The organism is Alicyclobacillus dauci, assembly GCF_026651605.1.
In the GTDB taxonomy this organism is placed as follows: domain Bacteria; phylum Bacillota; class Bacilli; order Alicyclobacillales; family Alicyclobacillaceae; genus Alicyclobacillus; species Alicyclobacillus dauci.
Genome location: NZ_CP104064.1, coordinates 963292 through 989266 on the forward strand (window position 1 = coordinate 963292; position 25975 = coordinate 989266).

The 25975-nt window shown below is 51.2% G+C and carries 21 protein-coding genes, 1 pseudogene and 1 riboswitch; of the genes and pseudogenes, 9 read left to right on the top strand and 13 right to left on the bottom strand.

The features are described 5' to 3' along the window. Positions 1-148 precede the first annotated feature (148 nt). The 5 genes from NZD86_RS04790 to NZD86_RS04810 all read right to left on the bottom strand — a co-directional run bounded on the left by NZD86_RS04790 (position 149) and on the right by NZD86_RS04810 (position 6465). Complete coding sequence (locus tag NZD86_RS04790; protein ID WP_268045354.1) at positions 149-1564, bottom strand: APC family permease; 1416 nt, start codon at positions 1562-1564, stop codon at positions 149-151. Positions 1565-1752: 188 nt separating this feature from the next. Beyond that, positions 1753-2814 (bottom strand): type 2 isopentenyl-diphosphate Delta-isomerase, encoded by a 1062-nt coding sequence (gene fni, locus NZD86_RS04795; RefSeq protein ID WP_268045355.1) that lies wholly within the window; start codon positions 2812-2814, stop codon positions 1753-1755. Positions 2815-2972: 158 nt separating this feature from the next. After that, complete coding sequence (locus tag NZD86_RS04800) at positions 2973-4211, bottom strand: MFS transporter (protein ID WP_268045356.1); 1239 nt, start codon at positions 4209-4211, stop codon at positions 2973-2975. Positions 4212-4439: 228 nt separating this feature from the next. Next, positions 4440-5360 carry a glycine betaine ABC transporter substrate-binding protein gene (locus NZD86_RS04805; RefSeq protein ID WP_268045357.1) on the bottom strand — a complete coding sequence of 307 codons (921 nt, stop codon included), beginning with the start codon at positions 5358-5360 and terminating at the stop codon, positions 4440-4442. Positions 5361-5559: 199 nt separating this feature from the next. Further along, positions 5560-6465, bottom strand: coding sequence for a LysR family transcriptional regulator (locus tag NZD86_RS04810; RefSeq protein ID WP_268045358.1), 906 nt, complete (start codon positions 6463-6465; stop codon positions 5560-5562). Between the two features lie 133 nt (positions 6466-6598). Between NZD86_RS04810 and NZD86_RS04815 the strand changes: the two genes are divergently transcribed. The 3 genes from NZD86_RS04815 to NZD86_RS04825 all read left to right on the top strand — a co-directional run bounded on the left by NZD86_RS04815 (position 6599) and on the right by NZD86_RS04825 (position 9312). Continuing rightward, entirely contained in the window at positions 6599-7666 is a 1068-nt protein-coding gene (locus NZD86_RS04815) for a YeiH family protein (RefSeq protein ID WP_268045359.1), read from the top strand. Positions 7667-7732: 66 nt separating this feature from the next. Then, positions 7733-7834, top strand: a riboswitch (TPP riboswitch). Positions 7835-7906: 72 nt separating this feature from the next. Further along, positions 7907-8593, top strand: a complete 687-nt coding sequence (gene tenA, locus NZD86_RS04820; RefSeq protein ID WP_268045360.1) for a thiaminase II — start codon at positions 7907-7909, stop codon at positions 8591-8593. A 611-nt stretch (positions 8594-9204) separates the two neighbouring features. Continuing rightward, the gene (locus NZD86_RS04825) at positions 9205-9312 is read left to right on the top strand and encodes a putative holin-like toxin (RefSeq protein ID WP_268045361.1); all 108 of its coding nucleotides are present in this window, start codon (positions 9205-9207) and stop codon (positions 9310-9312) included. Positions 9313-9750: 438 nt separating this feature from the next. Here NZD86_RS04825 and NZD86_RS04830 read toward each other — a convergent pair whose 3' ends face one another. Next, complete coding sequence (locus NZD86_RS04830; protein ID WP_268045362.1) at positions 9751-10935, bottom strand: G1 family glutamic endopeptidase; 1185 nt, start codon at positions 10933-10935, stop codon at positions 9751-9753. A gap of 468 nt (positions 10936-11403) precedes the next feature. Between NZD86_RS04830 and NZD86_RS04835 the strand changes: the two genes are divergently transcribed. Genes NZD86_RS04835 through NZD86_RS04845 form a run of 3 tightly spaced genes read left to right on the top strand, consistent with a single transcriptional unit; the run spans position 11404 to position 14297 of the window. Then, positions 11404-12711 (top strand): nucleotide sugar dehydrogenase, encoded by a 1308-nt coding sequence (locus tag NZD86_RS04835; RefSeq protein ID WP_268045363.1) that lies wholly within the window; start codon positions 11404-11406, stop codon positions 12709-12711. A 14-nt stretch (positions 12712-12725) separates the two neighbouring features. After that, entirely contained in the window at positions 12726-14126 is a 1401-nt protein-coding gene (locus NZD86_RS04840; protein ID WP_268045364.1) for a glycosyltransferase family 4 protein, read from the top strand. A gap of 24 nt (positions 14127-14150) precedes the next feature. Next, positions 14151-14297: a hypothetical protein gene (locus NZD86_RS04845; protein ID WP_268045368.1), complete on the top strand. Its 147-nt coding sequence runs from the start codon at positions 14151-14153 to the stop codon at positions 14295-14297. A 347-nt stretch (positions 14298-14644) separates the two neighbouring features. Here NZD86_RS04845 and NZD86_RS04850 read toward each other — a convergent pair whose 3' ends face one another. From NZD86_RS04850 to NZD86_RS04860, 3 genes are read right to left on the bottom strand one after another with little or no spacing between them, the layout of a single operon-like run. Then, positions 14645-15607 carry a hypothetical protein gene (locus NZD86_RS04850; RefSeq protein ID WP_268045369.1) on the bottom strand — a complete coding sequence of 321 codons (963 nt, stop codon included), beginning with the start codon at positions 15605-15607 and terminating at the stop codon, positions 14645-14647. Beyond that, complete coding sequence (locus tag NZD86_RS04855) at positions 15608-16099, bottom strand: RNA polymerase sigma factor (RefSeq protein ID WP_268045370.1); 492 nt, start codon at positions 16097-16099, stop codon at positions 15608-15610. It abuts the gene before it with no gap. Then, positions 16059-16217, bottom strand: a complete 159-nt coding sequence (locus tag NZD86_RS04860) for a hypothetical protein (RefSeq protein ID WP_268045371.1) — start codon at positions 16215-16217, stop codon at positions 16059-16061. Before NZD86_RS04860 ends, NZD86_RS04855 begins: the two co-directional genes overlap by 41 nt. Before the next feature lie 55 nt (positions 16218-16272). Here NZD86_RS04860 and NZD86_RS04865 point away from each other — a divergent pair. Further along, positions 16273-17504, top strand: a pseudogene (locus NZD86_RS04865) (ISL3 family transposase). 754 nt (positions 17505-18258) lie between these two features. On the opposite strand, the gene NZD86_RS04870 reads toward NZD86_RS04865, so the two are convergent. Beyond that, positions 18259-18735 (bottom strand): GNAT family N-acetyltransferase, encoded by a 477-nt coding sequence (locus NZD86_RS04870; RefSeq protein ID WP_268045372.1) that lies wholly within the window; start codon positions 18733-18735, stop codon positions 18259-18261. A 357-nt stretch (positions 18736-19092) separates the two neighbouring features. Continuing rightward, positions 19093-20403 carry an MFS transporter gene (locus NZD86_RS04875; protein WP_268045373.1) on the bottom strand — a complete coding sequence of 437 codons (1311 nt, stop codon included), beginning with the start codon at positions 20401-20403 and terminating at the stop codon, positions 19093-19095. A gap of 222 nt (positions 20404-20625) precedes the next feature. On the opposite strand from NZD86_RS04875, the gene NZD86_RS04880 reads away from it, so the two are divergent. Next, the gene (locus tag NZD86_RS04880; protein WP_268046791.1) at positions 20626-21720 is read left to right on the top strand and encodes a diguanylate cyclase; all 1095 of its coding nucleotides are present in this window, start codon (positions 20626-20628) and stop codon (positions 21718-21720) included. A 62-nt stretch (positions 21721-21782) separates the two neighbouring features. Here the strand turns inward: NZD86_RS04880 and NZD86_RS04885 are convergent, their stop codons facing one another. After that, positions 21783-23084 (bottom strand): ATP-binding protein, encoded by a 1302-nt coding sequence (locus tag NZD86_RS04885; RefSeq protein WP_268045374.1) that lies wholly within the window; start codon positions 23082-23084, stop codon positions 21783-21785. Positions 23085-23376: 292 nt separating this feature from the next. Here NZD86_RS04885 and NZD86_RS04890 point away from each other — a divergent pair, with 292 nt between their 5' ends. Then, on the top strand, positions 23377-24606 hold the full coding sequence (locus NZD86_RS04890; RefSeq protein ID WP_268045375.1) for an alanyl-tRNA editing protein: 1230 nt from the start codon (positions 23377-23379) through the stop codon (positions 24604-24606). A gap of 72 nt (positions 24607-24678) precedes the next feature. Here NZD86_RS04890 and NZD86_RS04895 read toward each other — a convergent pair whose 3' ends face one another. Further along, positions 24679-25944 (bottom strand): beta-ketoacyl-[acyl-carrier-protein] synthase family protein, encoded by a 1266-nt coding sequence (locus NZD86_RS04895; RefSeq protein ID WP_268045376.1) that lies wholly within the window; start codon positions 25942-25944, stop codon positions 24679-24681. Positions 25945-25975: the final 31 nt, after the last annotated feature.

Consider the following 25975-nt stretch of genomic DNA (forward strand, 5'->3'; position numbering starts at 1 on the left):
CAGCGCCATTACGTTGTAACGAACGTGGCAAACAGTAGGAAGGTTGTTAAATGTTCAACGTACAGAGGGGCGGCTACTTCAAAATTGTTGCCGCCCGGATGAGTTAAAGGTAGCAAAGAACCAATGCTTCCGAGTCCTGGATGTAACCTTACGATTCAAGTTGTGATGATGTGCTACTCACATTCACGTTACTTTCTTGCCGTAATCTTTCCGAGATGGTGCGTACCATCTGTGGGCTTGCGAGGACGATGGCGAGTCCAATCAAAATCCAGAGGATGACGATATACGGGAAAAGCGTATATGGCATAGGAGGAACGGGAAAAACATTCGAATACAGCGTGTATCCAAGACCTAGAATGGCGATAACTGGAATAATCAAAAAGCCCCCACGCCAGACCTTCGCCTTTGCAAAGTGGTAGATAGCCCCAACGTTTGTTACCAAGTACGCCAAGAGTAATGCTAGAACACCGATTGTACCGAGATACCCAAATACACTGACGCCTGACTGGGTTGCTAGTACCGCGATGGTGATAAAACTGACAGCGACAACCACTCCCAAAGCTACCCAGGGTGAACGGAACCGGTTGTGCACGCGGCCAAGAGCTGGGTGAATTAGCCCATCTCGTCCCATGGCGTACAATAGACGTGAACCGGCCGTCGCTGAACCTAATGCGCTTGAGAACGCTGACATCGTTGCACCAAACATAATGGCCGCTGCAAATCCGGAAGACATGAACTTTCCAGCTAGATCTCCGAGTGGAGCTCCGGAACCGGCGAATGCCTTGATACCGCCAGCGTCAAGGCCGAATCCTACGGACTGTGCATAGCTTACAACGATATAAAACACGCCTGTTACAAAGACCGCAGTCATGATAGACAGTGGGATGGCTCGGCGCGGGTTTGCAGTTTCCTCACCCAGACTGGAAGCAGCCTCAAACCCAGCAAATGATAAGAAGGCAAACACGGTGCCGAGTCCGATTGATGACATCTTGTTGCCCCCAAGCGAGAACGGAAGTGGTGATAGGTGCCCACTCGATCCGCCGCGACCTAAAATGACGACGGCTAAAATAAGGATAAGTGCCACGGAAATACCCTCAAAGATTACCATGACACGAGCACTGACACGCACATCGAGGAATGTAAGAATACCCACTAGCACCAAGCCTACCACAGCCAGAGGGAACCAACTGATACTTACGCCAAGAAACGCCAGGAATGATTGCAGAAAAACCCCGATTTCGGCAACACTTGCACCCGTAAATGCTAAATACGTCAGTAGAAGCGTCCAGCCCGAGAGGAATCCCATTTTTGGTCCCAAGGCGGCTCCCGTAAATGCGTAAACGGATCCACTGCTGGAATAGTACTTGTTGAATGTCACGAACGCATACGACACTAGACCAATCGTAATCATTGCAAGTAGGTAAGTTAACGGTACGCTTACACCAACAGTACCTGCAGCCAATGATCCGTTCAGCGCCATTGCTGCAGTTGGTGCCATGATGGCCACAGAGAGGCCCATCGATTCAATATAGGACAATCCATTTTTTCGCAGCCGTGTCTCCATGGCGTCCCCTCCTTAGTGATACTGTACTTGATGCTATCTGAATAGTTTAAATGGTACTATGATTTGGGTCAATCGATATACAAATTCACTTGGTTTGGGATAATGGTGGACTAGCTTCGAAGGCACTGAGAAACTCCAAGATAACGGTGAGCTGCTTGGATTAAGAGGTATATGTGTTTATTCATAATCTAGCTTTGGCCGCGACGCGCGAAGTGCGTCACGTCGATCCCGCGGACGTCGCACCAAGTCTTCACATCCCCGAGGATCACCAGCGGTACATCCGACATGGCTGGAATCGACGTCGCTCCCACCATGGTCATCAACGTTCGCAACTCAGCCTGCCAGGACTGAAGCATGGAGATGGTCTGTTCGACTCCGTCATGTAACAAACTGCGCAAGACGGGCCCTGCTATGCCCACTGCGGACGCACCTAACGCGAATGACTTGAGGGCATCGAGTGGGTGGCGAATTCCGCCTGATGCGCACACCGCCATGTCCTGTTCTGCCTGGTGGGATTCCAGCAGAGATGTCACTGTCGAAAGGCCCCATCCCCGCAAATAATCGTAGGTTTTGTCCGCTCGGCGTTGATTCTCGATCCAAGTAAAATCCGTCCCGCCTCGGCCACCGACATCTATTGCCGTGACGCCGATATCGCGCAGTTGGCGGATCGTCTCGCGGCTGATTCCGAAGCCAACTTCTTTCACAATGACTGGAACGGGGCTCAACTGAACCATTCTCTCCACATTTTTCAGCCAGCCGTGGAAGTCCCGATCCCCCTCCGGCATCACCAGTTCCTGCGGCGCGTTAACGTGCACCTGCAGCAATTGGGCCTCGAGCATGTCAACGGCCTTCTTCGCGTAGTCGGGCGGTGCGCCAGCACCGATGTTGGCCATGACGATCCCGCTCGGATTCACTCGCCGAACGATCCGGTACGATTCCGCCACCTGTGGATCCCGAATACCAGCGTGCTGTGAGCCGACAGCCATGGCCATACCTGTTGCACGGGCAATCTTGGCAAACGCTTCGTTGATTTGACCGGTCTCGTGACTGCCTCCGGTCATGGCGTTTATATAGATGGGGCTTAGGAACTCGATGCTGCAGATGGAAGTCATTAAGGAGACTTCGTCGACGCTTGTCTCGGGGAACGATCGATGGACGAGGCGAATGGCGTCAAAATCACTGTTTGGTGTGATGGAAGACGTGTTCTTCGCCAAATTTACGTGCTCCATCTTCCGTTCTTGTCGACTCATTGTCCGTCTCCTGTCATGTCAATTCGATTCGTTCCTATTCACAGATGAACTGTCTGTGCTCTAGCGTACCGAATTTTGATGACAAGTGCCAATCCGCCGACAGTGGGGCGCATGCAAAAGTCGACGGATTGGCTAGGAGGGAGGGTTGAGGGAGTGACTTATTCCAGTACTGAACCTTTGGACTCTCGCCACAGTACGGCGAGGACGATGACGAGGATGGACGTGATGGCGACAGAATAGGTCATGGCGTGCGCTAAACCACCGACAGAAGGCGCGATACCGGAGACGATGAGCGGTATGATGGCTCCGCCGACTGCGGCTCCGAAGTGATACGTTGTGCCTTGACCTGTGGACCGAACTGTCGTTTTAAAGTGTTCCGCAATATATGTGGGAATGGCGGCCCATACGCCGCCGATCGAAAACAAGCCAATCAAAAATGTAAATAGATTGCGTTCCCAGTCGGTCGAAATGGATTGAAAGACAAACGAACACGCCAGTGTACCAATTGCGGAGATGATGAGTACGGCCCTGCGCCCAATGATATCCGACAGATAGCCACCGAGAATATTTCCGATAATACCGGCTACGTTCAGGATGATGATGGTGTTCGCGACTATTGCGGGACTGAAATGACCGTGTTGTTTGAGCAGTGTTGCGTAAAATATATTGATAGGGTAAGTGACGCCAAACGCAATGAGCGAAATCAGGGCAGCATGGATTGTGTTCCACGTGTTGCCGTCCTTGAACAAATGGGAAACGGGAACGGAATGACTTTTGCTGGCTGACTTCTCTTTGCGCCAACGAGAGGATTCAGGGACTTGAGCCCAGATATAGATAGCAACGACGAGAGCCGGTATACAAGCGATGTAGAACATGGCGTGCCATCCGAGATCGCCATACCAGACGCGATAGATGATGGCCGCAAAGATATACCCAAAGGAAAACCCAGACTGCATGAGCCCAGACGCAAATCCACGCCATTTGGCAGGCATCATTTCCATGAGCATCGGCGTACCATTCGCATACATGGCACCCATACCAATCCCGTACAGAATTCGAACAAGGAATAAGAGTGTAAATCCGATAGAGAACCCGGTGAGAAACTCAAAGATGGTAAACCAAATGATAGAAATGACAAGGCCTGCTTTCCGTCCCCAAGAGTCTCCTATCAGCCCACCGAGGAAGCCGCCGCCGAGGCGGGCAAACGTGGTTGCAGAGGAAACGGCAGCCGCGAGTGTAAGCGGTACACCGTAGTCCTTCATGATGTCGACGAGGACGAATGTGAGAATAGAGAAGTCCATTGCGTCAAAAGCCCAAGCAAGCGCAATCGACACCAGTGCTTTAGCACTGTACGATTTGTCTTGTGCGGAAATTTGGGCTTGCGGTGTGATCGACATGGTTGTCACTCTCCATTTTCTCCAGATGAAGTTTGCAAACGCTTACAATCATTGTGCCACTGACATACGAGACGGTCAAACTCATCGAAATATTTCATGGACTGTTGAGGGGTATCGAACCATTTGCAGGGTAACGGCATTCCACCGAACGGCCCTGGAGTGAAAAGTTGAACGAAAAAGCTCCCGAGTCACGATGAAAAACAGTGATGCGGGAGCTTAATGAAACAATTATTTCAGCCACTTGTCCACGACGTCTTGGTTGGCGGTAACCCATTCTGTTACGCCTTTTGACGGATCGTCACTTTGTCCAGCGACATCCTCTTCCAGCGTGCCGAGTTGTTGCTCCGACAAATGGAAGTTTTTCAACCAGTTCACCACGGTCGCATTGTTTCCCGCCCACGTCTTGTTGGCGACGGTTTCGACATAGCCCTGCTTGCCGAACACGCCTTTGGGATCCTCTACGTAATGCAGGTTGTATTTCGCAAATGCCCAGTGTGGACTCCACAAAGTCACGATGATGGGCTGCTTTGCCTGCACAGCCTTTTGTAACTCCGTCAGCATACCAGGTGTTGAACTGGATACGATCTGGTACGGCAGGTTATATGTAGTAAGGGCTTGTTTTGCCTGACCCATTTCTGTTGATCCTGCCTCGATCCCGATGATCTGCCCGTTTGTCTTGTCCGCATAGGCGCGAAGCTGATCGACCGTTTTTACGGGCACGTAATCAGGGACGGCAAATCCCTCTTGCGTGACACCGCCATACCAGCGATTGATGGTGGTAATTCGACTCCCGTACTTTGCTTCATAGTCTTTATCTACGTATGGCATCCAAGAGTCGAAGAAAACATCTAAATCCCCTGTGTACAGGCCTTCCCACACAGGTCCTGGACTGAGCAATTTCATGTCTACCTGATACCCTTTTTGCTCAAGGAGATACTTCCAAAGATAGCTTGCAGCGACATCCTCATCCCAGTTCATGTAGCCAATCGTTATAGCTTGCGACTTGTTCTGAGTGCCTGCTGTTCCTGCAGCAGAGTTTGTGCTGGCATGATTTCCTGCAGGGGATGTGTCGTTTGCTGTACCACACCCTGTCACGACTAGACCTGCGAGTATCATGACGCTGGCACTCATGGCCATCTGATGTCTCATCCATCGAACTCCTTGCTGGCTTGCGCCGTAAGATATCCTAAATAAACACTTCGGTGAAAAGGCATCCGGCCATCGGAAATGCCTTTCTGGTCAGTAATCTCTGGTCCGTAATCTATTGTAGCGCATCAAGTCTCTTTCACGCTCACCCGAATTCAAGGCACACATATCGCTCCCCAACGACAGGAGGAACAATGACGGTTCATTTTTGGCTGAGACTTGAGACTGGGTCCGATGCTTGTAGAAACCGTTTGAACAAATGTGTGGATTGAGGATGAAACGAAGTTTTTTGCATAACGATAGAAAATTCTCTGCGCAAGGGCAGGCCTGGCCAGTCGAGAATCTGCAGCGTTCCCAAGTGAACTTCTTTGCGGAGAACTGCTTCCGATAGGATGGTCAAACCGAGTCCCGCCTCGACGCATTCCTTAATCGACTGGGTGCTGCCAATTTCCAGAATGGATGAAGGGGCAATTCCCATAACCGCCAGTGCGTGCTCTTGGACTTCTCTCGTTCCTGATCCCTCTTCGCGGAGGATCCAGGTTTGTTCTTCAAGTCTGTCCCGGGTTCGATCGTCAGCACTCACACGATTCAACCAACGCGAAGAGCCGATGACAAAGACCATGTCGTCAGCCAAGTGTTCCACGGAAACTTTGTCGTTTACGTAGTGCCCCTCGACGATGCCAATGTCGAGTAGGCCGAGACCGACGTGATCGACGACGTCTCGTGTATTGTTGATGGACACCGACGGTGTAATACGCGGGTACCGTGCCACAAAGCCGGCTAACAATTGCGGCAAGATGTATTCCCCGAAAGTAAAACTGGCACCAATTCGCAACACGCCACTTTCATCGTGAATCATGTCGTCGACGACGCGCGTCATGTGGTTGTAGAGATCGATGATCTGTTTTGCGTAATCGTAAACCACACGCCCTGCTTGGTTCAGTTCCACGCTGCGATTGGTTCGCTCGAATAACTGTGCACCCAGGGTCCGCTCCAGTGTTTGGATCTGCTGACTCACTGCAGGCTGCGTGGTGTGCAGGTGTTCCGCGGCGCGGGTGAAATTGCGATGCTGCGCGACCGTGATGAAGGTCAACAGTTGTTGTATCAATTCCGATCCCTCTCTCAAAAACGAGTGATAAATAAGCATTTCTTATGATTACGATAATAATTATCTATTTCTGTAATGGTGTGCGCAAGGCGTATGATCCCAGCAGGAAGGAACTTGTAAGGGAGGCCGCGGTATGGTGCCTACACTGACACACGGAAAGCAAAGTGCCCATGAGCAGATTTCGGACGATCGGGGAGGCGCGAACCGGGCTCGTTCGAGAGCATGGGTAGGAGGTATCACATTTACGTTCGTCGTAGCATTGCTTGGACTCGGGTTGTCGAGGTTGCCCATATTCGGGCGGATCGGACCACTCGCTTGCGCCATCATTATTGCTGTCCTCTACCGTCAGGTGGCCGGGTATCCCGAACGCCTTCGATCCGGCATTCAATTCTCCAGCAAACGACTCCTTCGGGCCGCAATCATTCTCTTCGGGTTAAAACTGAATATCGATACGCTGCTGCATAAAGGACTTTGGCTTCTTTTGCGGGATGCAGGGACCATCGTCTTCGCCATCGCAGTGACCATGCTGCTGGCAAAGTTGTTCAAGGCAGACAAAGGATTATCGTTATTGTTGAGCATTGGGACAGGTGTCTGTGGGGCTGCGGCCATTGCGGCCGTCTCGCCAATCGTCAAAGCAAAAGAGGAGGACACAGCCCTTGGCGCAGGTATTATCGCACTGATGGGAACTGTCTTCGCCATCGTCTATACGGTGCTGAGACCCTTGTTACCTCTGTCGAGTCTCCACTACGGGATATGGTCCGGTGTCAGCTTGCACGAAATTGCACATGTTGCGTTGGCTGCGGCTCCGGCGGGATCGGATGCACTTGCCATCGCCTTGCTGGCGAAGCTGGGCCGCGTCTTTTTACTCGTCCCCCTCAGCTTCATCCTCATGGCTTGGATGAAACGTCGTGGGAGTACGGCAGCCGATCATGTCAAAGTCGAGTTTCCCTGGTTCCTCATCGGATTCATTGCGATGAGCGTGATCGGGAGCTACGTCATCGGTCACCTCGTCGTCATTCCACCAGTCATCATGAACGACATTGCCTCACTGACAACGTTCATTCTGACGATGGCGATGGTCGGTCTGGGGCTGAATGTAAGTTTCCAGGACCTGCGCACGAAAGCGTTCCGACCACTCGCAGCCATGACAGTCACGTCCATGCTGTTGTCCCTCGGAACGTTTCTGACGATTTATTTTTAGGCTTCTTGTCATAATTGGTCTTTCCGTCACATGGACTATGGTAAAATTAGTTTCAACTTAAACTTCAAGGACCACTAGGGGAGCTGTTCGCTGAGACAAGGTTTACACCTTGGACCCTTAGCACCTGAACTGGGTAATGCCAGCGTAGGGAAGTGGCAACGATTTAATGTGAAGCATGATGCCAGCTTTATGCGCTTCACTTCCCCCTAGCGGTCTCCTAACACAGGGAGGCACATTATCATGCAATTCACTGACGAACTTCGCAATCTGACGGACGCCTTATTTAAACGAATCAAACGGCACCCCTTTGTTCAAGGCATTGCAAATGAAAGCCTCGAACCGAACCAACTCATCCATTACGTTCAGCAAGACTACCAGTACCTAACGACTTATGTTCAGGTCTACGGCCTCGCTATGGCTAAATGCACGAATCGGGACCAAATGCGCGACCTTCACGCGAGAATGAGGATTGTCCTAGAAGAAGAAATCCATCCACATATCAATTTCTGTCGTGTCGCTCAAGTCGACTACCGGGATTTGCAAACGGGCGTTGCACTGGCCCCGACCGCGCATCATTACGCGAAGCATATGTTGAGCGTGGCCCAGAGCGGATCGCTCGGTGAAATCCTCGCAACTCTACTCCCCTGCCACTGGATCTATATCGACATCGCGGACGACATGATGTCACGAGTACAGCCGAACGAGACACACGCATTTTACGATTGGATTCGCTTTTACAGCAGCGAGGAGATGCACACCGGTTTGGCGACGTTCCGAGATTGGATCGATGCGTATACTTTAAATTCGGGCGAGCGCGAAAGAGACTTGATGCGTGAGCATTTCCTGACGAGTTGTCAGCTTGAGCTGCGCTTCTTTGACATGGCGTATACGCTGGAGGATTGGGCCGTTCGGGGTTTGTTGGTGTGAGCGACGGGGAGTCGGCGGTGGAGCGGGTTGGGCGTGGGGAGCCGGGGCGTGCTGCCGGGCGCGTTAGGGAACATGGGTACCTTGATGAGGCTGGGCAGGCATAGTTTGGCCGCACTACGGAGCATAGGTACGTTATTGGGCCGGCTGGCGGTGTCCCGGCAAGGTGAATGGAGGCATAAGGGAGCACGGGTGCCGTTAATGAGGCAGGTGCGACTTAGTTTGTATCCACAAGAGAACATAGGTAACCTATCGCCGTCTGCCTCCCGGCCCGGAAGGATGCCCAGAGGCATAAGGTATGTGTATATGTGATGATAGTTTAAGGATGTGTATTCGAATTGCAGAGTTGAGTGACAGATTCACTTTGATTATGTATGAGTAGACGTCACAATTTATATATACGTACCTTAATGCTGTTTGTTCAATCGGTACATATACAAGGGCACAAACAAGGGGTCAAAAACGCACCGAACCTATGCATATCCATGTGAACGAGGGAAAGGTCTTGCGTGTACTACAAGTACGTACTACGTTCTGTGCAATCGTGATGCTAAACTAGAAGTAAGCACCACCTTGGGGACGCTCCCTGCCCGAGAGGGGAGGGGGTGTGGCGTATGAGTGTAGCAAACGCGTTGTCAATGATGATTAGTTTCGGGTCATTGATTGTTTCGCTTTTGTCACTCGTTGTAGCCATAGTCATTCTTGCCTTGAAACGCAAGTAGCCGCCCCCAATTGGTTCGCGCCATGGGGCGGCTCTTGCTCAACTAGACATCTGTTGGGCAGGGACAACGCCCAAGGCGTCGGTGCCCGAGAGTCGAAGTGTCCGCTTCGGCTCTCTTTTCATTTTTAGTGTAGCATATCGAAAATATGCGTCAATTCCCGCATTAGAAAGGAATAGAATAATGACGACTTTCTATTGCTTACAACGACGATCGCGTTCTAGCAGTCATGGCAAGTCAATATGTACGTTGGGGAATCATTGGCCTCCTGGCGGTGCCCTGGTGACACGCCGGGAGGTACAAGGGAACCCTGGTACGCTCATGAGGCACGCACGACATATTTTGCCCCGACAAGAGAACATAGGTACCTTATTCCCTGCCTGACCACCATTCCCCCCACCCGGCGCCACCCATGCGGCGGCCGGGCTGACACCCACCGCATCACCACCGACTAAAGCCATACCCCGACCCGAAATCCGTAAATCCACTGCTGTGACCACCTAAGTGATGGTACCGTCCATGGTGACCGCTTCGTCCGCTACCTTGGCCAGCTTGGCCGCTCAAGGTGGTGCCCGCGCTCACAGACGCTGTCGAAAATGACGTTCCGTCTGTTCCAAGCGCCGAAGGAGCAATTAACACATTGCCGCCGTTGTCGACGAGGGCGACGGGCTGGATTTGGTTGCCGGCTGCATTCAGCGGCTGACCGTCTACAGTTGTGGACGCGTAGGAGACCGTCCCCATGTCTGCGAGGGGATAGAGGTTGTTGTTCTCGTCAGATGGATCCTCGCTGATCCATTCCGCGGACGTCCCGATACCCCGTGCATACGACGTGTTCAGGGTGACTAGGATGGTTTTGGTCTCGGTTTGTCCCGCAGGTGTGTGTGCGGTGAAAGTGATGTTCCACGTCGATCCGGTCGCTTTCGAAATACTGGCGTTGATCGTCGATCCGATGGGCACCGTCATGATGTTTTGTGCGCTTGCGGGAAGTTTCTCCCAGAATACGTTGGCGACTGCTTGGCCGTTAACGAATTGTTCAATGGTGCCCATTTGGAGAAGATCGTTGCTGGACACGCCGCCTAAGCCTATCCATTGTGCGGCAACACCGTCCTGGCTGCCCGTGATATTGGGCACGGTCCAACTTCCGGTGACGCTGGTATAACTGTCCGATCTCGACGCCGGACTAGCAATATAGCCCGCCCAGTTTCCGGAGGCTTGGGTGTTGGCGGGCAAACTCACTGCCGATGACGTGGATTGATTCCCTTGTTGCGCGTCCGGTTGTGACTGCGGGTTGGTCTGTTGTTGCTGCCCCGACTCCGCTTGTTGTTGCAACTGGTTCACTTGCTGTTGCCAGCGTTCCACTTCCTGTTGAATCTGCTGTTCTTGCTGCTGAATTTGCTGTTGGAGTTGTTCTTGGATTTGTGCGTCGCTCTGTGGAACATCGTAGGAGTGCCAAGAAGCAAAATGATTCGCGAGTGCATTCACAGTGTTCGAAGGCTGAACAGGAGCCTGAACAGGAGCCTGAACGGAAGGCTGAGCCGACGTCACATGGTTGACAACGGTGTACGTGCCAAAACCAACACATAAGGCAACTGATGCGGCTTGGAACATCAACAAACGTTTCTTCATCCTCGAATTTCGCCTCGCAGATTATGAATTATTACGATTACACCATCATTTTAGTAGTAAACCATCGAACGATCATTGAAAAATTAGTAGTCATCATAACTTGAAATTTGAGCCTGTTGAACTGACTTCAAATCAACTAGGTTCCGGTGGAACATGACGGGGCTGGCCCGAGGGCGAGATCGTGAAGTGACGATACGCCAGCTGGGACAGCCCCTGATAATAGGGCGGAGCGCGTGTTCTGAGGATTTGTGCCCTATTAAGTAATCATGGTAATCCTACTTCCTCAAAAATAGATTGAAAAATCAGCATCCCTGTCAGACGGCATCCTACTGTCACGGGCGCCCCGGAACTCTTCGTGCTCTCTCAATCAAATCTTTACATTGTTCGCGAACTTTTAACCTCGATTTCATCAAGAGCCTACATTCGCTCCTTAAACTAGGCACAAGTTTGGTAGATGAGGTGACCTCTATGCGGGAAACAGTGAGCGTTGTCGGTCTTGGATTTATTGGTTTACCGTTGTCCATTTGCCTGTGCGAGCGTGGCTTGCGGGTGATCGGTGTTGATACAGCTTCGAGCAAAGTTGAGCAACTCATGAACGGTGTGGCGTACGTTCAGGAGGATTACCGGGGTGAGACGCTAACCGAGCGGTTGCAGGTGCATTTGGCGTCTGGCGCGTTTGTGCCGACGACTCGGCTGTCGGTGGCGGCTTGGGAATCCACGACGTACCTTGTGACGGTGGGTATCCCGACGGATCCGCGGACGGGATCGCTCGTGACGGAGCCGTTAACCGAAGCGATGGCGGCACTCGGACGTGTCATCAAACCGCACGATCTCGTCATCATCCGCAGCACGGTCGTCCCGGGTATGGTGGAGGATATGTGCGTGCCCATCCTTGAGGAGCACAGTCGCATGGTTGCTGGCGTTGATTTCCACGTCGCATACGCAGCGGAACGCGTGGCGGAGGGAAGGGCGATGATCGAGTTTCAGACACTCGACATTGTCGTAGGCGGACTGACGGAACAGTGTGCAGAGCTCGCAGCGCGCGTGCTCGGCAAATTGACGGATGGTCATATCCACGTGACGGATTTGCGCGTGGCTCAGTTGGCAAAAGTCATTGAGAATGCTCAGCGGGACGTCAACTTGGCCATCGTCAACCAATTGCGCCAGGTGGCTGCATCCCACCATGTGGACTTATACGAGCTCATTCAAATGGTCAATACCCATCCACGGGTGAATTTGCTATTGCCGAGCGTCGGTGTGGGCGGATATTGCATTCCAAATGCATATCATTACCTGCGCGCGTCTGTAGACGAGACAACATACCCATTGCCGCTCTTCCAAACGGCCCGGGAACTGAACGAGGCGGTACCCTCCGACATTGCCGGTGCCCTCGCCAAGGAATTGAAGCAGGCGGATAAGTCTATCGATGGGGCGGTCGTGGCTGTGTTGGGTCTGGGGATGAAAGACGGATCGAACGACACTAGGCAGTCTCCTGCCATTCGCTGCGTGGAGGAATTGCAGCGCCTTGGTGCCACCGTACGCGCATTCGATCCGCTCATTGAAACACCAAAGCCGTACCAAGTCACCTCAATGGAAGCGTGCCTAAAGGGAGCGGACGCGATTTTGGTGGGTGCGTGGCAGCCAGCGTTTGAAAGAGACGATTGGGCGGAACTGTTGAGTACGACGAGCGCACCTGTCCTTCTCGTGGATCCGAGACATCGAATCGCGGCTCACGTACCGGATTTACTGGACGCGCCCGTGCTACAAAGCGTATGAAAGGGGAGGGCACGATGGAAAAAGGGAAAAGGGTGCTAATTGTCGCTTATTTGTTTCCACCAATCGGCGGCATCGGCGTACAGCGTGCCCTAAAGTTCGCCAAGTACCTTTGCGATCACGGCTACACACCCACTGTCCTCACCACACACGACGCCGTGTCAGCCACAATGGATGAACACCTGCTTGACGAGGTGCCGGACGAGATCGAAACCATTCGTGTGAAGGATCCCATGGTCGGTCTCATCAAGCGTGCGTTTGCAGCCACCACGTCATCTGCCGCAGCTTCAGACAGCACCCTCACAACCGACGACGGCGAGGAGGGGTTGCGCCAGAGAGTCAAACGGATGTTGAAATCCCTGAAGGATATCTTGCTGACACCGGACGAACAAATTTTGTGGGCGCTGAAGGCAGCTTTTGCAGCCAGCCGCATTGTGCGGGAGAAGCGGATCGATTGTGTGGTCACGACGTCGTCCCCTGTGAGCGCTCATATTGTGGGGTGGCTGTTAAGGCGTTGGACGCACGTGGAGTGGGTCGCAGATTTTCGCGATCCCTGGACGGACAACATGCACTTCCACGCCACGGGCTGGCGGGCCCGCTTCGAGCGCTGGCTTGAGCACCGGGTTCTTGTCAACTGCAGCGCCATCACAACGGTAACGGACGCGTTCGCAGAACTGTTCGCACGCAAACATGCAACTGTCAGCGAAAAAACGACTGTCATACGAAATGGCGTCGATCCCGCCGATTTTCACACACTTGACCCGGCCCCACAGGCTGGAAGGTTCACGATACTATACGCGGGTATTCTCTATCCGAAGAGATCGCCTGAATCGTTCCTCAAAGCGCTGAGCCAAGCACTTCGATCCGGTCGAATCCACCCGGATCACATTCGCGTGGAGTTTGCGGGGGTCTTCGACTACCCTGGATCAAATGCAAATGCCGATCTCGTCGAACGACTCCACCTACAAAAGGTCGTCAAAGTCCTGGGCTATCTTCGTCACGAGGAAGTGACCAAGCGCATGGCCGCAGCGCACAGTTTGCTGCTCATCGGAGACGCGGACCCAAGCGCACACATGTACATTCCTGGCAAGCTATACGAGTATTTGTACACGCGTCGCCCTATTTTCGGCATCATGCAGCAAGGCGAAGCATCATCACTCATAGAGCACTATCAGGCAGGTGTGGTCGTAGGCCCCACGGATATCGCAAGAATCGAAGACGAAATTGTCACCATGGTCAACCACTTTCGGAAGAACGGTCCAATCTCTGACCACCGACCTGTCCCAAGGGAGTTAACACGTCCGTATCAAGCAGAGCAATTGGCAAGAATACTGGACGAAGTGACGGGGAAACCCACAGTGCCAAAACGGAGGCACACTGTAGCGATCGAGCCGCTAAAGCAACGGCGATTGCTCTAGTGGAGGGAGCGACGTCTGCCGTGGTTGGCTGAAATTTCCGGTATGGGGGCCTTTCATATACCGGCTGCCGTGTTGTTGGTCAATAAGCCGATTGGGCTCGGAAAGATTCGGCCCTTGCGGACAGTGGCTCTTGTGCTTGAACACGGCTGTGTTGATGCGGGTGATGCTTGAAACGACGGGGCCCGCCCCGACCTGGTTTAACCGGCTCGGCCGCTAAGCTTGGGGTATGAAATAGGGGAACCTCATTCCGCTGTGCATTTACACTGAATTTGCGATGGACGCTAAAGGACTGTGATTCCGTTGTTTCAGGAATTTCACGTCGCCCATCTCCAAATCATCGCGATAACGGAATGGTGGTTCTCACTTCCACGATGGTTGGCCTTCAGACTGCCCGTAAGGGAGTCTGAGGGCCTTAATTTTGTTCTCACCGCTTTGTGTCAGTAACCGTGGATTATGACCGCGTATGATGAGAGAGACAGTAAACATGTTGCTGGGATCAGTGTCCTATCATTCACGGGTTACGGATGTGTCTCCTTTACCTTCGTTAAGGTTACCTTGTCCGTACCACCTTGCCATTGTATTGTCACACTGGCACTCGGCGAGTTGATGTTGAAGCCCTTTTGGGTTGGGTCGACATCGAGGCGTATTGAATTTCCTTGAGGATTTACGTACTTCATGTGTTGGGTGCCCGCATTTGAACTGATGGTGTAAGTAACCGAATTGCCGATTTGCTTCCCACTGTACTGTAGGACAATGTTACCACGTGATTGATTGAAATCCTTGCCTACAATCGTTTCGTACGCATACGTCACAGTCCATTTACGCCCATGTCCAGCGTATTCGTGGTAGTTCTGCACACTCAGATCGGGTTTTGCATTTGCCAAAACGAGTGTTTCACTGTGATCCTTCCCGTTTACCCAAGGCGATCCTTCCACCCAGGACACCTTCAGAGGGGGAACATGTGCCAGGCCGTTTTGAATCGGCGACATGAAGAATCCACTCACAAATTCACCCGGTTGCAGCGTCTCACCCTGGCCGGTACTTGTGCGTGACCCTTCCCACGAAAATGTCAACTGATTAGCCAGGATAGGTTTCTTTCCATTATAGTAAATTCCAATATCGTAGTACGGGCCGGCTTTAAGCAATGATTTAGCGATAACCAGTCTCCAGTTCAGGGAAACAACTTCAACTGGGCCACTGAGCGGTAATTTGGTTTCCGTAGCGTTCGTCGAATTTGGAGGAAGATTGACCATGATGGAGGGGCGGTCCACAAAAATGCCGCCGACGATAAATAGCGCTGCACAAGCTACCCCTACCGTTTTCCACCGGATCGATCGCCATTTATTCAAGAAACTGCTCGAATTCGACGATGACGATATCGATTCTTCGATTTGCTTCCATATTTCCTCCGACTTTTCAAGTTCAATTTCAGCACGGGAGAATTTTTCGTATGTCTCAATCGGATCTCGATAGCCATTCATTTAAGGATTCGCCTCCTCAAAGCTTGCTCCAAGTAATCCTCGAAGTTTGGCAACCGCGCGATAGTCTGTCGTCCTTACTTTCCCTTGAGACCACCCGAGTACATGTGCCGTTTCGGCTATGGATAAGTTCTCAATATGCCGAAGTATAAAGACTTGCCGATAGGTATCTTTTAATGCCAAAAGCGATTCTTCGAGAACCATCGTGTCTTCTATCGACAGGGCTTCGTTCGGTATAAAAGGTGGGTCGTATCCAGCCACAAACCTCTCCCATTTTTTCTGTTTTCGGAGGTAATCGTACATATAATTTCGAGCGATAGTGAGTAGCCAGGTCTTTGGATTCGCGTCATCTCTAAATTTTTCCCATGACCGGATCGCACGGACAAAAACCTCGTGAACGACATCGTAGGCACTGGACGCATCACCCAGAGTAAACCGCGCGAATCGATAAATATCATGGGCTCTTCGCTGGTTGAGATGGGTTGAACAAGTCAATCATGGAGGTATAAAAACCCATTGGCAAACCAGAGTTAGGGTCAATGCCTCCTTGTTGTCGGCTTGACATGACTTGTAGGATGCCAAGTTGGGCATCCGTCAAGAGCTTTCGCGGCATATCCTCCCGTTGGTCGGTATTCCACGCTCTCTTGACGTAACAGGAGGTTATCCAAATGTCCGATCCCGTTCTTGACTTGTTCAATCACTCTATTGGCGTTCAATCTCCCTGGCATGTTACTTCGGTTGAATTCAGCAAAGAGAATAAACGTCTTGACATCACGGTCGACTACAAAGATGGAACCAAGTTCCCATGCCCAAATTGCGGCAGTCAGAACACGGACATCTACGACCGCGACACTCGCTCATGGAGGCACCTCAATCACTTTGAGCACGACACATACATTCACGCCAAAGTGCCTCGAATCTGGTGCCATGATTGCTCGAAGGACAAGGGGGTGTACGGACCATCGAAGTGCCCTGGGCACGCAAACGCGGGCATTTCTCATACGGCTTCGAGGCATTCATCCTTCAACTGGTTCGCGAGATGCCCGTTCTGGCAGTTGCACGTCTAGTCGGGGAACATGATACCCGTATCTGGCGTATCGTTCGCCACTATGTGAATCAGGCTCGCGAATCACAAGACTTCTCAGATGTTCACCACATTGCGGTTGACGAAACCTCTACAGCTCGCGGTCATCACTACGTGACCGTTGTTGCAGATACAGAGCAAAGACGGGTAATCTTCGTCACGCATGGCAAAGACATGAGTACCCTTACGCGATTCGTCGATGATTTCACGCGACATGGCGGCGACCCAGATGAAATCGAAACTGTCTGCTCCGACATGTCTCCAGCATTTATTGCTGGTGTTCACAAATACTTTCCTGACGCTTCACTCACATTTGACAAGTTCCATGTTACGAAAGTAATCGGTGAAGCGGTGGACAAAGTACGCCGTGAAGAACAACGCACACAGCCCATGCTCAAACAATCCAGGTACATTTGGCTGAAGAATGAGCACAATTTGACAAGCAAGCAAAAAGAGCGATTACAGGAGCTTCGGCACTTAAATCTCAAGACGGCAAAGGCATACCAGATGATGCTGACATTCAAAGAGCTTTGGATACAGCCAAAGTCCCTTGCCAAGCCGTTTCTGGACAAGTGGTACTTCTGGGCCACGCATTCGCGGCTCAAACCAATGATTGACGCCGCTAAAACCATTCGCCGCCACCAAACTGGCATACTGTCTTGGTTTGATAGCAGAGTGAATAATGCCCTGATTGAAAGTATGAACAGTCTCATCCAAGCCATGAAACGAAGAGCGAAGGGTTATCGCAACGTCGAGAACTATATCTCTATGATTTACCTGTTGCTAGGCAAGTTGTCCTTCGCTTTACCCACCTAAAACAGCGAGGAGGCATATCATGGCGGTACAGATCATAAAGGAGTCGAATGACTTCGTGTTTATCAGGTTCCGAACTCAAGCCAAGTCACCTCCCTACATTTTCATTAATTAGACGTCGGAAATCTGAATCGATCACAGTTACCCCACAAATTTTTTTCGCAATAAAAAACCGACCCAGAGACTGCCTGCGGGCGGCTTAGACTGGCTACTTAATTCGATGCCCGTGGTGACGTTTTGCGATCCCGGTTTCACACTCGTTTCAATCTTCCGGGGGAAGGGTCTCCGATCCGTTCTGAGACCAGACCCTACCGTCTGGCCAGATGTTCAGAAATAGATATTTAGCAGGTTTCGCGTCGTAGTGGAAGTTACCCTGAAGGATTAAATCGTAAAACATTTTGTGGGAACCATCATCATAGTCGATGCGTGCTTTTATCACCGTGGGGTGACTATCTCCGTAGTGTATTCCTACGTTAGTAGAGGAGTGTATCACTGTTTGTGGAACTTGCTTAAGGCTTATATTATGAGGTTGTGGAGAAGTCGGCTGAGCGCATCCAGAAAGCGTACAAAGAACGGCTACACATACTATCCATTTTCCAAATTCGCTCACTATGTATACCACCTTACTAAGACAGCATCACGGATTAGCTAGTTTTTCATTATCTTAAATCCAGACATTCACCATGAAAACATTTGCGCAATAAAACGAAGGCCCCGACAGTCGAGACATGCGGGGACGAACGACAGGAAGGGGGGCTTATACGTTGTTGCGCAAAACGGTGATAAAGCCATCTAATATGTCATGGCTAACCATGAAGCCTTTTCGTTTGTAAAACTCCAACGCGTTGTCATTGCCGTTTGAAACAAAGATAAAATAATCCTCGATATCGTCAAATTGTTTCAACCACTGCATCGACATATCGAACAATACTGACCCGATGCCACTTTGCCTGTACGCTTCTCGAATGTAAAACTGGGATAAACAACCTACGTTGTCTCTACGTACGGAAGACAGGTCAAAAAAAGTCGCAAAATCATTTGAATACGCTTCTTTGGGAGAGACGTTAGAGTACACGTAGCCAACTATCTCATCATCATCTCTAACAACGACCGTATAATTGTGTAATGCACTTTTCATAGAAGGTACCATTCGTGTGTCAAAATTCATGCTGTCGAATAACTCTGGCTTAATGTAGGCCTTTGACTTCTGAAAGACCATGAGTTCATTGCACAAATCTCTACAGTATTCAATTTTTTCATTAGGTAAAATTTCATACTTGATATTCATGTATTTCACGTCCTTATTCCAGTTCGCCGCAGGATATAGTTGTACCTGTATCATACTAGTATGAGCTTCTATTGAGTAGTAGAAATGGTTTGAGGAAAGGGTTAGCCGGGGGACCCCCGCCCAGCTAAGGCTAAAAGGAACAACTGACCGCTATCCACCTGCAGTAGGCTGCACGAGGGCACGCAAGGGACTGGAATTCCGTAATATTAGGGTTTGGACGGCGTCTTGGTCGCGCCAAGTGTGATAGGGGAACGTTGGTCCCCAGTCCACCGGTTATGTTGTTCACGTAGGACTATGATGGCCTTAACCTAAAGCCGCACTCTTTGTTTCGGCTAAGCGACTCCGTGACCCTTGGGGCAGGAACAGACTACCCATCACCCCGACCGCGGAAAAAACGGTTGGCAGGAGGAAGGCCAGGCCATAAGCGTGACGCAGAGCTTGAGGGCTGGCGCCAGTAGCGCCTCCGAGTGCATCGATGGCGGCTCCGAACAGGACTGGCAACAACACCGCACTGAGAAATCCACCCGTGTTTGCGAAGCCTGAAGTGACGCCGGAGCGTTCCGTTGGGACGTGATCGCGGATGGTGGCAAACGTCAATAGGCTGCTTCCGCAACCAAATCCGACGATAAACATCACGATCCCCGACACCAGGAGCGGTGGCTTGCCTTCAAAGAGAACGACAGATAACCAAGCGATGGTACCTATCACCTGTGTAATTAGGTATGGTCGCTTCCGGTCACGCAATTTATCGCTCAACCACCCCATCAGTGGGCTAGCGACGAGTGCACCGATGAACGCGATCAGCGTAAACCATGCGGCCTCCGCGCGCGCTACTCCGTAGACTTCCATAAAGTATGGGACAACCCACATGCTGACCATGGCCAAATACGTACCCATCGCCCCAAAGTGGCAGCAGAAGGTCGCCCACGCAATCCGGTCCCGAACCACATCTCCAAGTAACCGCCTCACTGGCAGGCGTTCCACACGAATGTTACCGGCGAGCTCAACGGCTGCCCTGCGTGCCGGTCCTGCACCAATGAGAACGACAAAGTTGAGCACGCCTGCCACGACTAAAAGAAATCCGATCACGGTGAAGGGAAGATGCCACCCCTCGTAAGCAATCCATGCGGCAAGTGGGATGCTGGTCACTAATGCACCTAGGTTGCCCGCTGTGTTGACTACTGCGAGCACCGCTGCGAAGCGTCCCTTGGCAAACCACTTGGCGAGAATAAGGACAATGTTTACCCAGATGAGGGAATCGCCCAGACCGACAATGGCGCGGCCAAGGAGCAGCCAACCAAAACTGTGAGCAGACGCAAACACCAGAGTTCCGACACCGTCGAATAGGACGCCAGTCGTCAGCATCCGCTCGGGCCCGGACTTGTCCCCATACAGCCCTATCGGGATTTGCAGTAGCATGTATAGGAGATACTGTATACTTGTGATCGTTCCGAGAATGGCTGCCGAAACATGGAATTCAGCCTGAAGTTGATCGGTGATCACGCCAGGGCCGGTTCGCTGGGTGAAGACTAAGAGATACGACACACCGATGCTTGCCAAGACCAACCAACGCCACGGCGTTGTAAACGAAGTTTCCACTTTCGACTCTTCCATTCCTTGATTCCTCACAGATATTGGATTCAATGTGACGACATATGACTTTAGTACAGTGAAGGAAAAATGTCAAAATCACTGATTGTGACGGGGTGACACAATACAATAATGGAACGAAATGGAACACCTGATTGTTCCATTTCGCTTCTGTAAAATCGAATTTATCGCTACAATAATCGAATCAGCAAATACACACGCAAGGCGGTATACATTTTGGCCCACATGGTATTACGAGACTTTTTTATTAATTTTTGCATATTATGTACCGGGATTTTTCTCCTCTATCTGCTCTTCCGAAAAATTAGGCATCGGGTCAATTCCTCGTCAGTGTCATTCAAGCTGGCAACGGGCCTCGCACAAGGGTTATTCGGTGTTCTTCTCATGCAATTCGGAATTCAATTTTCCAAAACCGTTCTCATCGACTTAAGAAGCATTCCCATTATGATCGCCGCGCAAGTTGGAGGTCCCATTCCCTCCATTGTGGCTGCTGTCGTGATCACTGTGTTTCGCTTTGCGTCATACCCGTATTCCACTTCTGCACTTGTCAACGCGGCTATCGTACTCATTGCCGGGGTCTCATTCGGGTGGGTAGCACGAGCCAGCATCAGGCGGCAACATAAATGGTGGACCATGGCAGCCATTTTTTCTGTTTTACTCGGATTGGGAATCCACATAGTCATTCCCGGATGGAAAGCGGCTGGAGAGATTTACGTTCAATACGTTTTTTCAATTGTGATGGCAACGTACTTTACTCGCTTTCTCGTTTCCTATCTCTGGAGAAGTCAAGATGCTCTTGACCAGTTGAAAGAAGTATCTCGAAAGGATTTCCTAACGGGTTTGAAAAATACCCGTGCTTTTAATGAAGAGATGAACCGTATCTATGATCAGGCGAAAGCACAACGGGAACCGTTGTCTCTCCTCATCATCGACATTGATTATTTCAAGCAGATAAACGATACGTATGGCCATCCTGCTGGAGACGAAGTCCTCAAGCAAGTGGGTGACGTGTTCTTGCGGGCCTGTCGTTCAGTGGACATTGTCTGTCGCAACGGTGGAGAAGAGTTTTCCGTGATTTTGCCTGTCTGCGACCAAATACGTGCTAAGCAGGTGGCCGAACGTATCCGTTCTGCGGTAGAGACGAATATTTTCGTCGTCAACAACGACAAACCCATTCGCCTGACGGTTTCAATGGGCATTAGTACAGTGACCGCTTTTCATTCGACCTCAATCGATCGGATCACACAGTTCGCGGACGAAGGATTGTACATGGCAAAGCAGTCCGGGAGGAACCGTGTTTGCCTAAAGGAGGCCTTATAGGTCGAGTAATTAGGACCCACCCTGCCATGAACGCCTCACGACGCAATATGAGGATATCGCGGTCATTTGATTGGCAGTACAATCCTTACGGTTGTCCCTGTTCCAACTTGACTATCAATGTAGAATGAGCCCTGATGGTTTTCGATAATTCGCTTGCTGACCAAGAGACCCAGCCCCGTACCTGATTCCTTCGTCGTGAAAAATGGGTTACCCAGTTGCTTCAGTTTGTCCGGAGGAATCCCTTCGCCAGTGTCGCGGAATTGAATTTCCACAGAATCAACGAGCGTGCACAACTGAATCGTTAATGTACCTCCGAGCGGTGTGGCCTCAATGGCGTTCTTCGTAAGGTTGATAAACACCTGTTTCAATTGATTTTCGTTACAGACGATTTCTGGGACGTCTTCTTCGAATTGAGTTACGAGTTTGACATTTTGTAGATTTGCCTGAGCCTCCAGCAAATAGACAACCTCCACAAGGCTGGCTTGCAGGTTTGCTGGCTTATACTGTTTGACATTCGGCTTAGCGAGAACCAACAGCTCATTAACGATGTTTTCAACTCGGTTTAATTCACCATTTATCAGCTTACTGTACATGATTTGTTTCTCTGGAGGGGAACTCGGGAGGATTTGAACGAATCCCTTGATGGCTGTCAGTGGATTCCGAATTTCGTGGGCAATACCGGCTGCCAGTTCGCCGACGGCGACAAGTTTTTCCGAGTGCACTTGTCTTTCTTGAGCTTTACGGATCTCAGTGATGTCCTTTACGATACTGGATACACCGATGACTTTGCCGAAAGCATTTCTGAGAGGTGAGAACTTGATCATGGCTTCGAGAACGGATCCGTCTTTCCGAATCCGTGGTCCTGTAAACTCAACATACGGTGCCTGGCCCGATTTTACCATGTCGAAATACCGAAAGGCCGTGTCAACATGGTCTTTTGGGATGATCGGAATGATGGAACCATTGAGTTCTGCTTGGCTATAACCATACATTTTTGCAAACGCCGGATTGAACCTCTTAATACATGCGTTTAGGTCAAAGACGACCATGGGGTCGGTTGTGTGGTTAAACACCGACTCGAACAGTTCCTGCGAGTCAGTGACTGCCTCCAAAGCCCGCCTTTTTGCATAGCGCACGGCAGGGTTGAAATTTTCAGTAAATAATAGTGATGTCAAGCCTGTTATCAATAAGAACAGAAGAAAACGAATAGCGACAGGGACCTCCGGCCATTGCTTGCCATAGACACTGATGAGAAATGTATTCGTGGAAAACAGCCATAAAACACCGAAGGCAATATAACTGCTTGCGAGTAGAAACCGCTTTCGGGAGATGGGCTTCCTCTCAGATTTTACGGCATTTAACATAATTAGCGTTGTCCCCAATCACTGGATGATGTATAAAGTTCCTTTTCACTAGTAATGGTCGACCGCAAGCTAATACATACTTCTTCATCAGGCGTATATACCGCACGAGATACACTTCTAGAAAAGCATAAATGGTAAAAAAATAAAATACCCCAAATGTAATTTTTTGAATGTTTCCTCATCCTCCGTCAATCTGAAGTTACGTGTGACAAAAATCGATGTCTCCATTCGCCCTCGGGTTATACTCAAGTAGGGACGAGATTTGAATCATCTACGAGGAGGAGCGCTTGATATGGATGTAACGTCGCGACTCTATTATTTCGACAGCGACCTCCAAGTTTTCGAGGCAACTGTCGTGGACCAAAGACGACAGCCTGACGACCGATGGGGTGTCGTTCTCTCACAGACAGCATTTTATCCGACTTCAGGTGGACAGCCTCACGACTTGGGGACAATCAACGGAATGGAAGTCATTGATGTGTTTGTCGACGGTGAAGATGTTGTCCATGTCCTTCGCGAACCACTTGCAAAAGGAACACCGGTAGAAGGACGCATTGACTGGACACGCCGGTTTGATCACATGCAACAGCATTGCGGCCAGCACATTTTGTCGGCAGCGTTCGAGCAGACATTTGACTGGGATACCGTTGGTTTCCATATGGGCGACGAGTGGTCAACGCTCGATTTAGACACACCGTCGATGACAACAGAACAGTTGTCTGAAGCAGAGCAGTTGGCGAATCAAATCATTTGGGATGACCTCCCCGTCACAGCTCAGTTTGTCGATCCGGCTCTGATCCCTTCCTTATCTTTGCGACATGCACCTAAAGTGAATGAAAATATTCGCATCGTGACCATCCAAGGTTTCGATAACAACGCCTGCGGTGGAACCCATCCCAAGCGAACGGGACAAGTGGGAATGATCAAGGTTCTCAAAGCCGAAAAAATGCGTTCCGGGACGCGCTTAACCTTTGTCTGCGGGGGGCGCGCTCTTCGTGACTACGAAGAACGGAACCACGTCATCCAGTATGTCACCAACCAATTGTCTGCATCATTCCGCGACATCCCCGAGGCGCTTACGAGAATGCAACAAAGTCTCCTCGATACAAAGCGAGCAATGCACGCCAAACAAGTTGAGTTATACCAGTATAAGGCCCAGGAGGCGGTGTCAGAACAGGAACAAGCAATTTCACGTGACGGGTTTCTCGTTGTTAATCTGGATAACTGTGGGGATCCAAGTGAAATGAAGGAAATGTTGAAGGCCGTAAAACGTCAACTTGAAGCGACATCCGCCAATGCCAGTGTGTTTATTGTGGCACAGGTGGGGGATCGGATTCATGTTCAAGGAGACTCACCAGGACTAGCGGATGTTCAGTCTGTCTTGCGGCCTATTTTGGAGGAAGCCGGCGGGAAAGGTGGCGGGAATGCAAAGATAGCTCAAGGCGCGGCGCCCGCGACCGAGGCATATGGGGTAAACTGGTATGTCGATCGACTCACCACTGCCCTACAGGCAAAAGATTAAGTCTACAGATTAAAGGCGAGCGAGGAATGCTACCGCGATTCCGCACTCGCCTTGTGACTGTTCGACGCTCTTTTAAATTAGATCAGCATTTTGCCAAATGAGTACACCGTTTTGGCCGCCAAAACCGAAGGAATTGCTCAGGGCGCGCTCAATGTGTTGTTGGCGAGCTCGATTTGGGACGACGTCTTTCGGCGCAGTTTCCTCTTTGTCGTCACAGTTGAGTGTTGGTGGCAACATGTCCGTTTGCAATGCTTTGATGCAGGCAATGCTTTCGATCGCGCCCGCAGTACCCAGCATATGCCCAACAGCACCCTTGATGGACGACACCGGAATGGCATCCACGTGAGCGCCGAACATTTGGCGGAGGGCGGTGGATTCGGCGAGATCGCCGGCCGGTGTGGCCGTTGCGTGCGCGTTGATGTAGTCAATGTCCGTTGGCCGGAGAGATGCATTACGAAGGGCGCGTTCCATCGCCAAACGTGCACCTCGACCTTCCGGGTCCGGGGACGTCTCGTGATAGGCGTCGTTAGACGTGCCATAGCCGACGAGTTCAGCGTAAATGTGTGCGCCGCGGGCTTGGGCGTGATCGAGTGTCTCAAGGATGAGCATGGCTGCACCTTCACCCATGACCATGCCCTGTCGCTCCTTGTCAAACGGGCGCGACCAGGCGCCAAAGTCATCCGGACCTTCCGTTGCGAGCGCACCGGCCGCGCGCAATCCAGCGAGAATAGCTGGGCTGAAGAGGCATTCTGCTCCACCGGCAATCACCATATCCGCTTCACCTAGGCGCAACCAGTAACTGGCCTCGCCGATAGAGTTGGCCGAGGAAGCACAGGCAGTCGCATAAGTCATCACGGGACCATGGATGTCAAACTGTGTGGCGATGGTGGCTCCAGCCGCGTTTGGAATGGACTTCGGAACCAACCGTGGTCCAACGCGGCTTGAACGCCCACTGGACAACCGCTCCGATCCTTCCTCGAGTGTCTGGACACCGCCAAATGCGCAGCCGATGGAAATCGCGATCCGATCCCCTGCATAGCTTTCGTGCAAGGACTTGGCATCTGGCCAACCTGCATCTCGCAACGCTTCCGTCGCTGCCACAAGCCCCATTTGCGTAAACCGATCCGTATTTTGCACTTGCTTTTTATCCAAATAATCAGCGGGGTTAAACTGGGTCGCTTCCGCGGTCACAGGCGCCCACTGACGAAGATGCTCATCCGTTGTTTGGCCAATCGCTGATCGGCCTGAAATAACCCCATCCCAAAATAAGGGCACCCCGACACCGAACGGTGTCACGGCACCCAATCCGGTAACGACGATGCGAGTGCGTTCCGACATTTGTGTTCTCCTCTCAATCTATCTCAACCGT

Coding starts and splice junctions, on each gene's coding strand:
- NZD86_RS04790 (WP_268045354.1), bottom strand. CDS start 1,564: ATGGAGACACGGCTGCGAAAAAATGGATTGTCCTATATTGAATCGATG.
- fni (WP_268045355.1), bottom strand. CDS start 2,814: ATGAGTCGACAAGAACGGAAGATGGAGCACGTAAATTTGGCGAAGAAC.
- NZD86_RS04800 (WP_268045356.1), bottom strand. CDS start 4,211: ATGTCGATCACACCGCAAGCCCAAATTTCCGCACAAGACAAATCGTAC.
- NZD86_RS04805 (WP_268045357.1), bottom strand. CDS start 5,360: ATGAGACATCAGATGGCCATGAGTGCCAGCGTCATGATACTCGCAGGT.
- NZD86_RS04815 (WP_268045359.1), top strand. CDS start 6,599: ATGGTGCCTACACTGACACACGGAAAGCAAAGTGCCCATGAGCAGATT.
- tenA (WP_268045360.1), top strand. CDS start 7,907: ATGCAATTCACTGACGAACTTCGCAATCTGACGGACGCCTTATTTAAA.
- NZD86_RS04825 (WP_268045361.1), top strand. CDS start 9,205: ATGAGTGTAGCAAACGCGTTGTCAATGATGATTAGTTTCGGGTCATTG.
- NZD86_RS04830 (WP_268045362.1), bottom strand. CDS start 10,935: ATGAAGAAACGTTTGTTGATGTTCCAAGCCGCATCAGTTGCCTTATGT.
- NZD86_RS04835 (WP_268045363.1), top strand. CDS start 11,404: ATGCGGGAAACAGTGAGCGTTGTCGGTCTTGGATTTATTGGTTTACCG.
- NZD86_RS04840 (WP_268045364.1), top strand. CDS start 12,726: ATGGAAAAAGGGAAAAGGGTGCTAATTGTCGCTTATTTGTTTCCACCA.
- NZD86_RS04850 (WP_268045369.1), bottom strand. CDS start 15,607: ATGAATGGCTATCGAGATCCGATTGAGACATACGAAAAATTCTCCCGT.
- NZD86_RS04860 (WP_268045371.1), bottom strand. CDS start 16,217: ATGCCGCGAAAGCTCTTGACGGATGCCCAACTTGGCATCCTACAAGTC.
- NZD86_RS04875 (WP_268045373.1), bottom strand. CDS start 20,403: ATGGAAGAGTCGAAAGTGGAAACTTCGTTTACAACGCCGTGGCGTTGG.
- NZD86_RS04880 (WP_268046791.1), top strand. CDS start 20,626: ATGGTATTACGAGACTTTTTTATTAATTTTTGCATATTATGTACCGGG.
- NZD86_RS04885 (WP_268045374.1), bottom strand. CDS start 23,084: ATGTTAAATGCCGTAAAATCTGAGAGGAAGCCCATCTCCCGAAAGCGG.
- NZD86_RS04890 (WP_268045375.1), top strand. CDS start 23,377: ATGGATGTAACGTCGCGACTCTATTATTTCGACAGCGACCTCCAAGTT.
- NZD86_RS04895 (WP_268045376.1), bottom strand. CDS start 25,944: ATGTCGGAACGCACTCGCATCGTCGTTACCGGATTGGGTGCCGTGACA.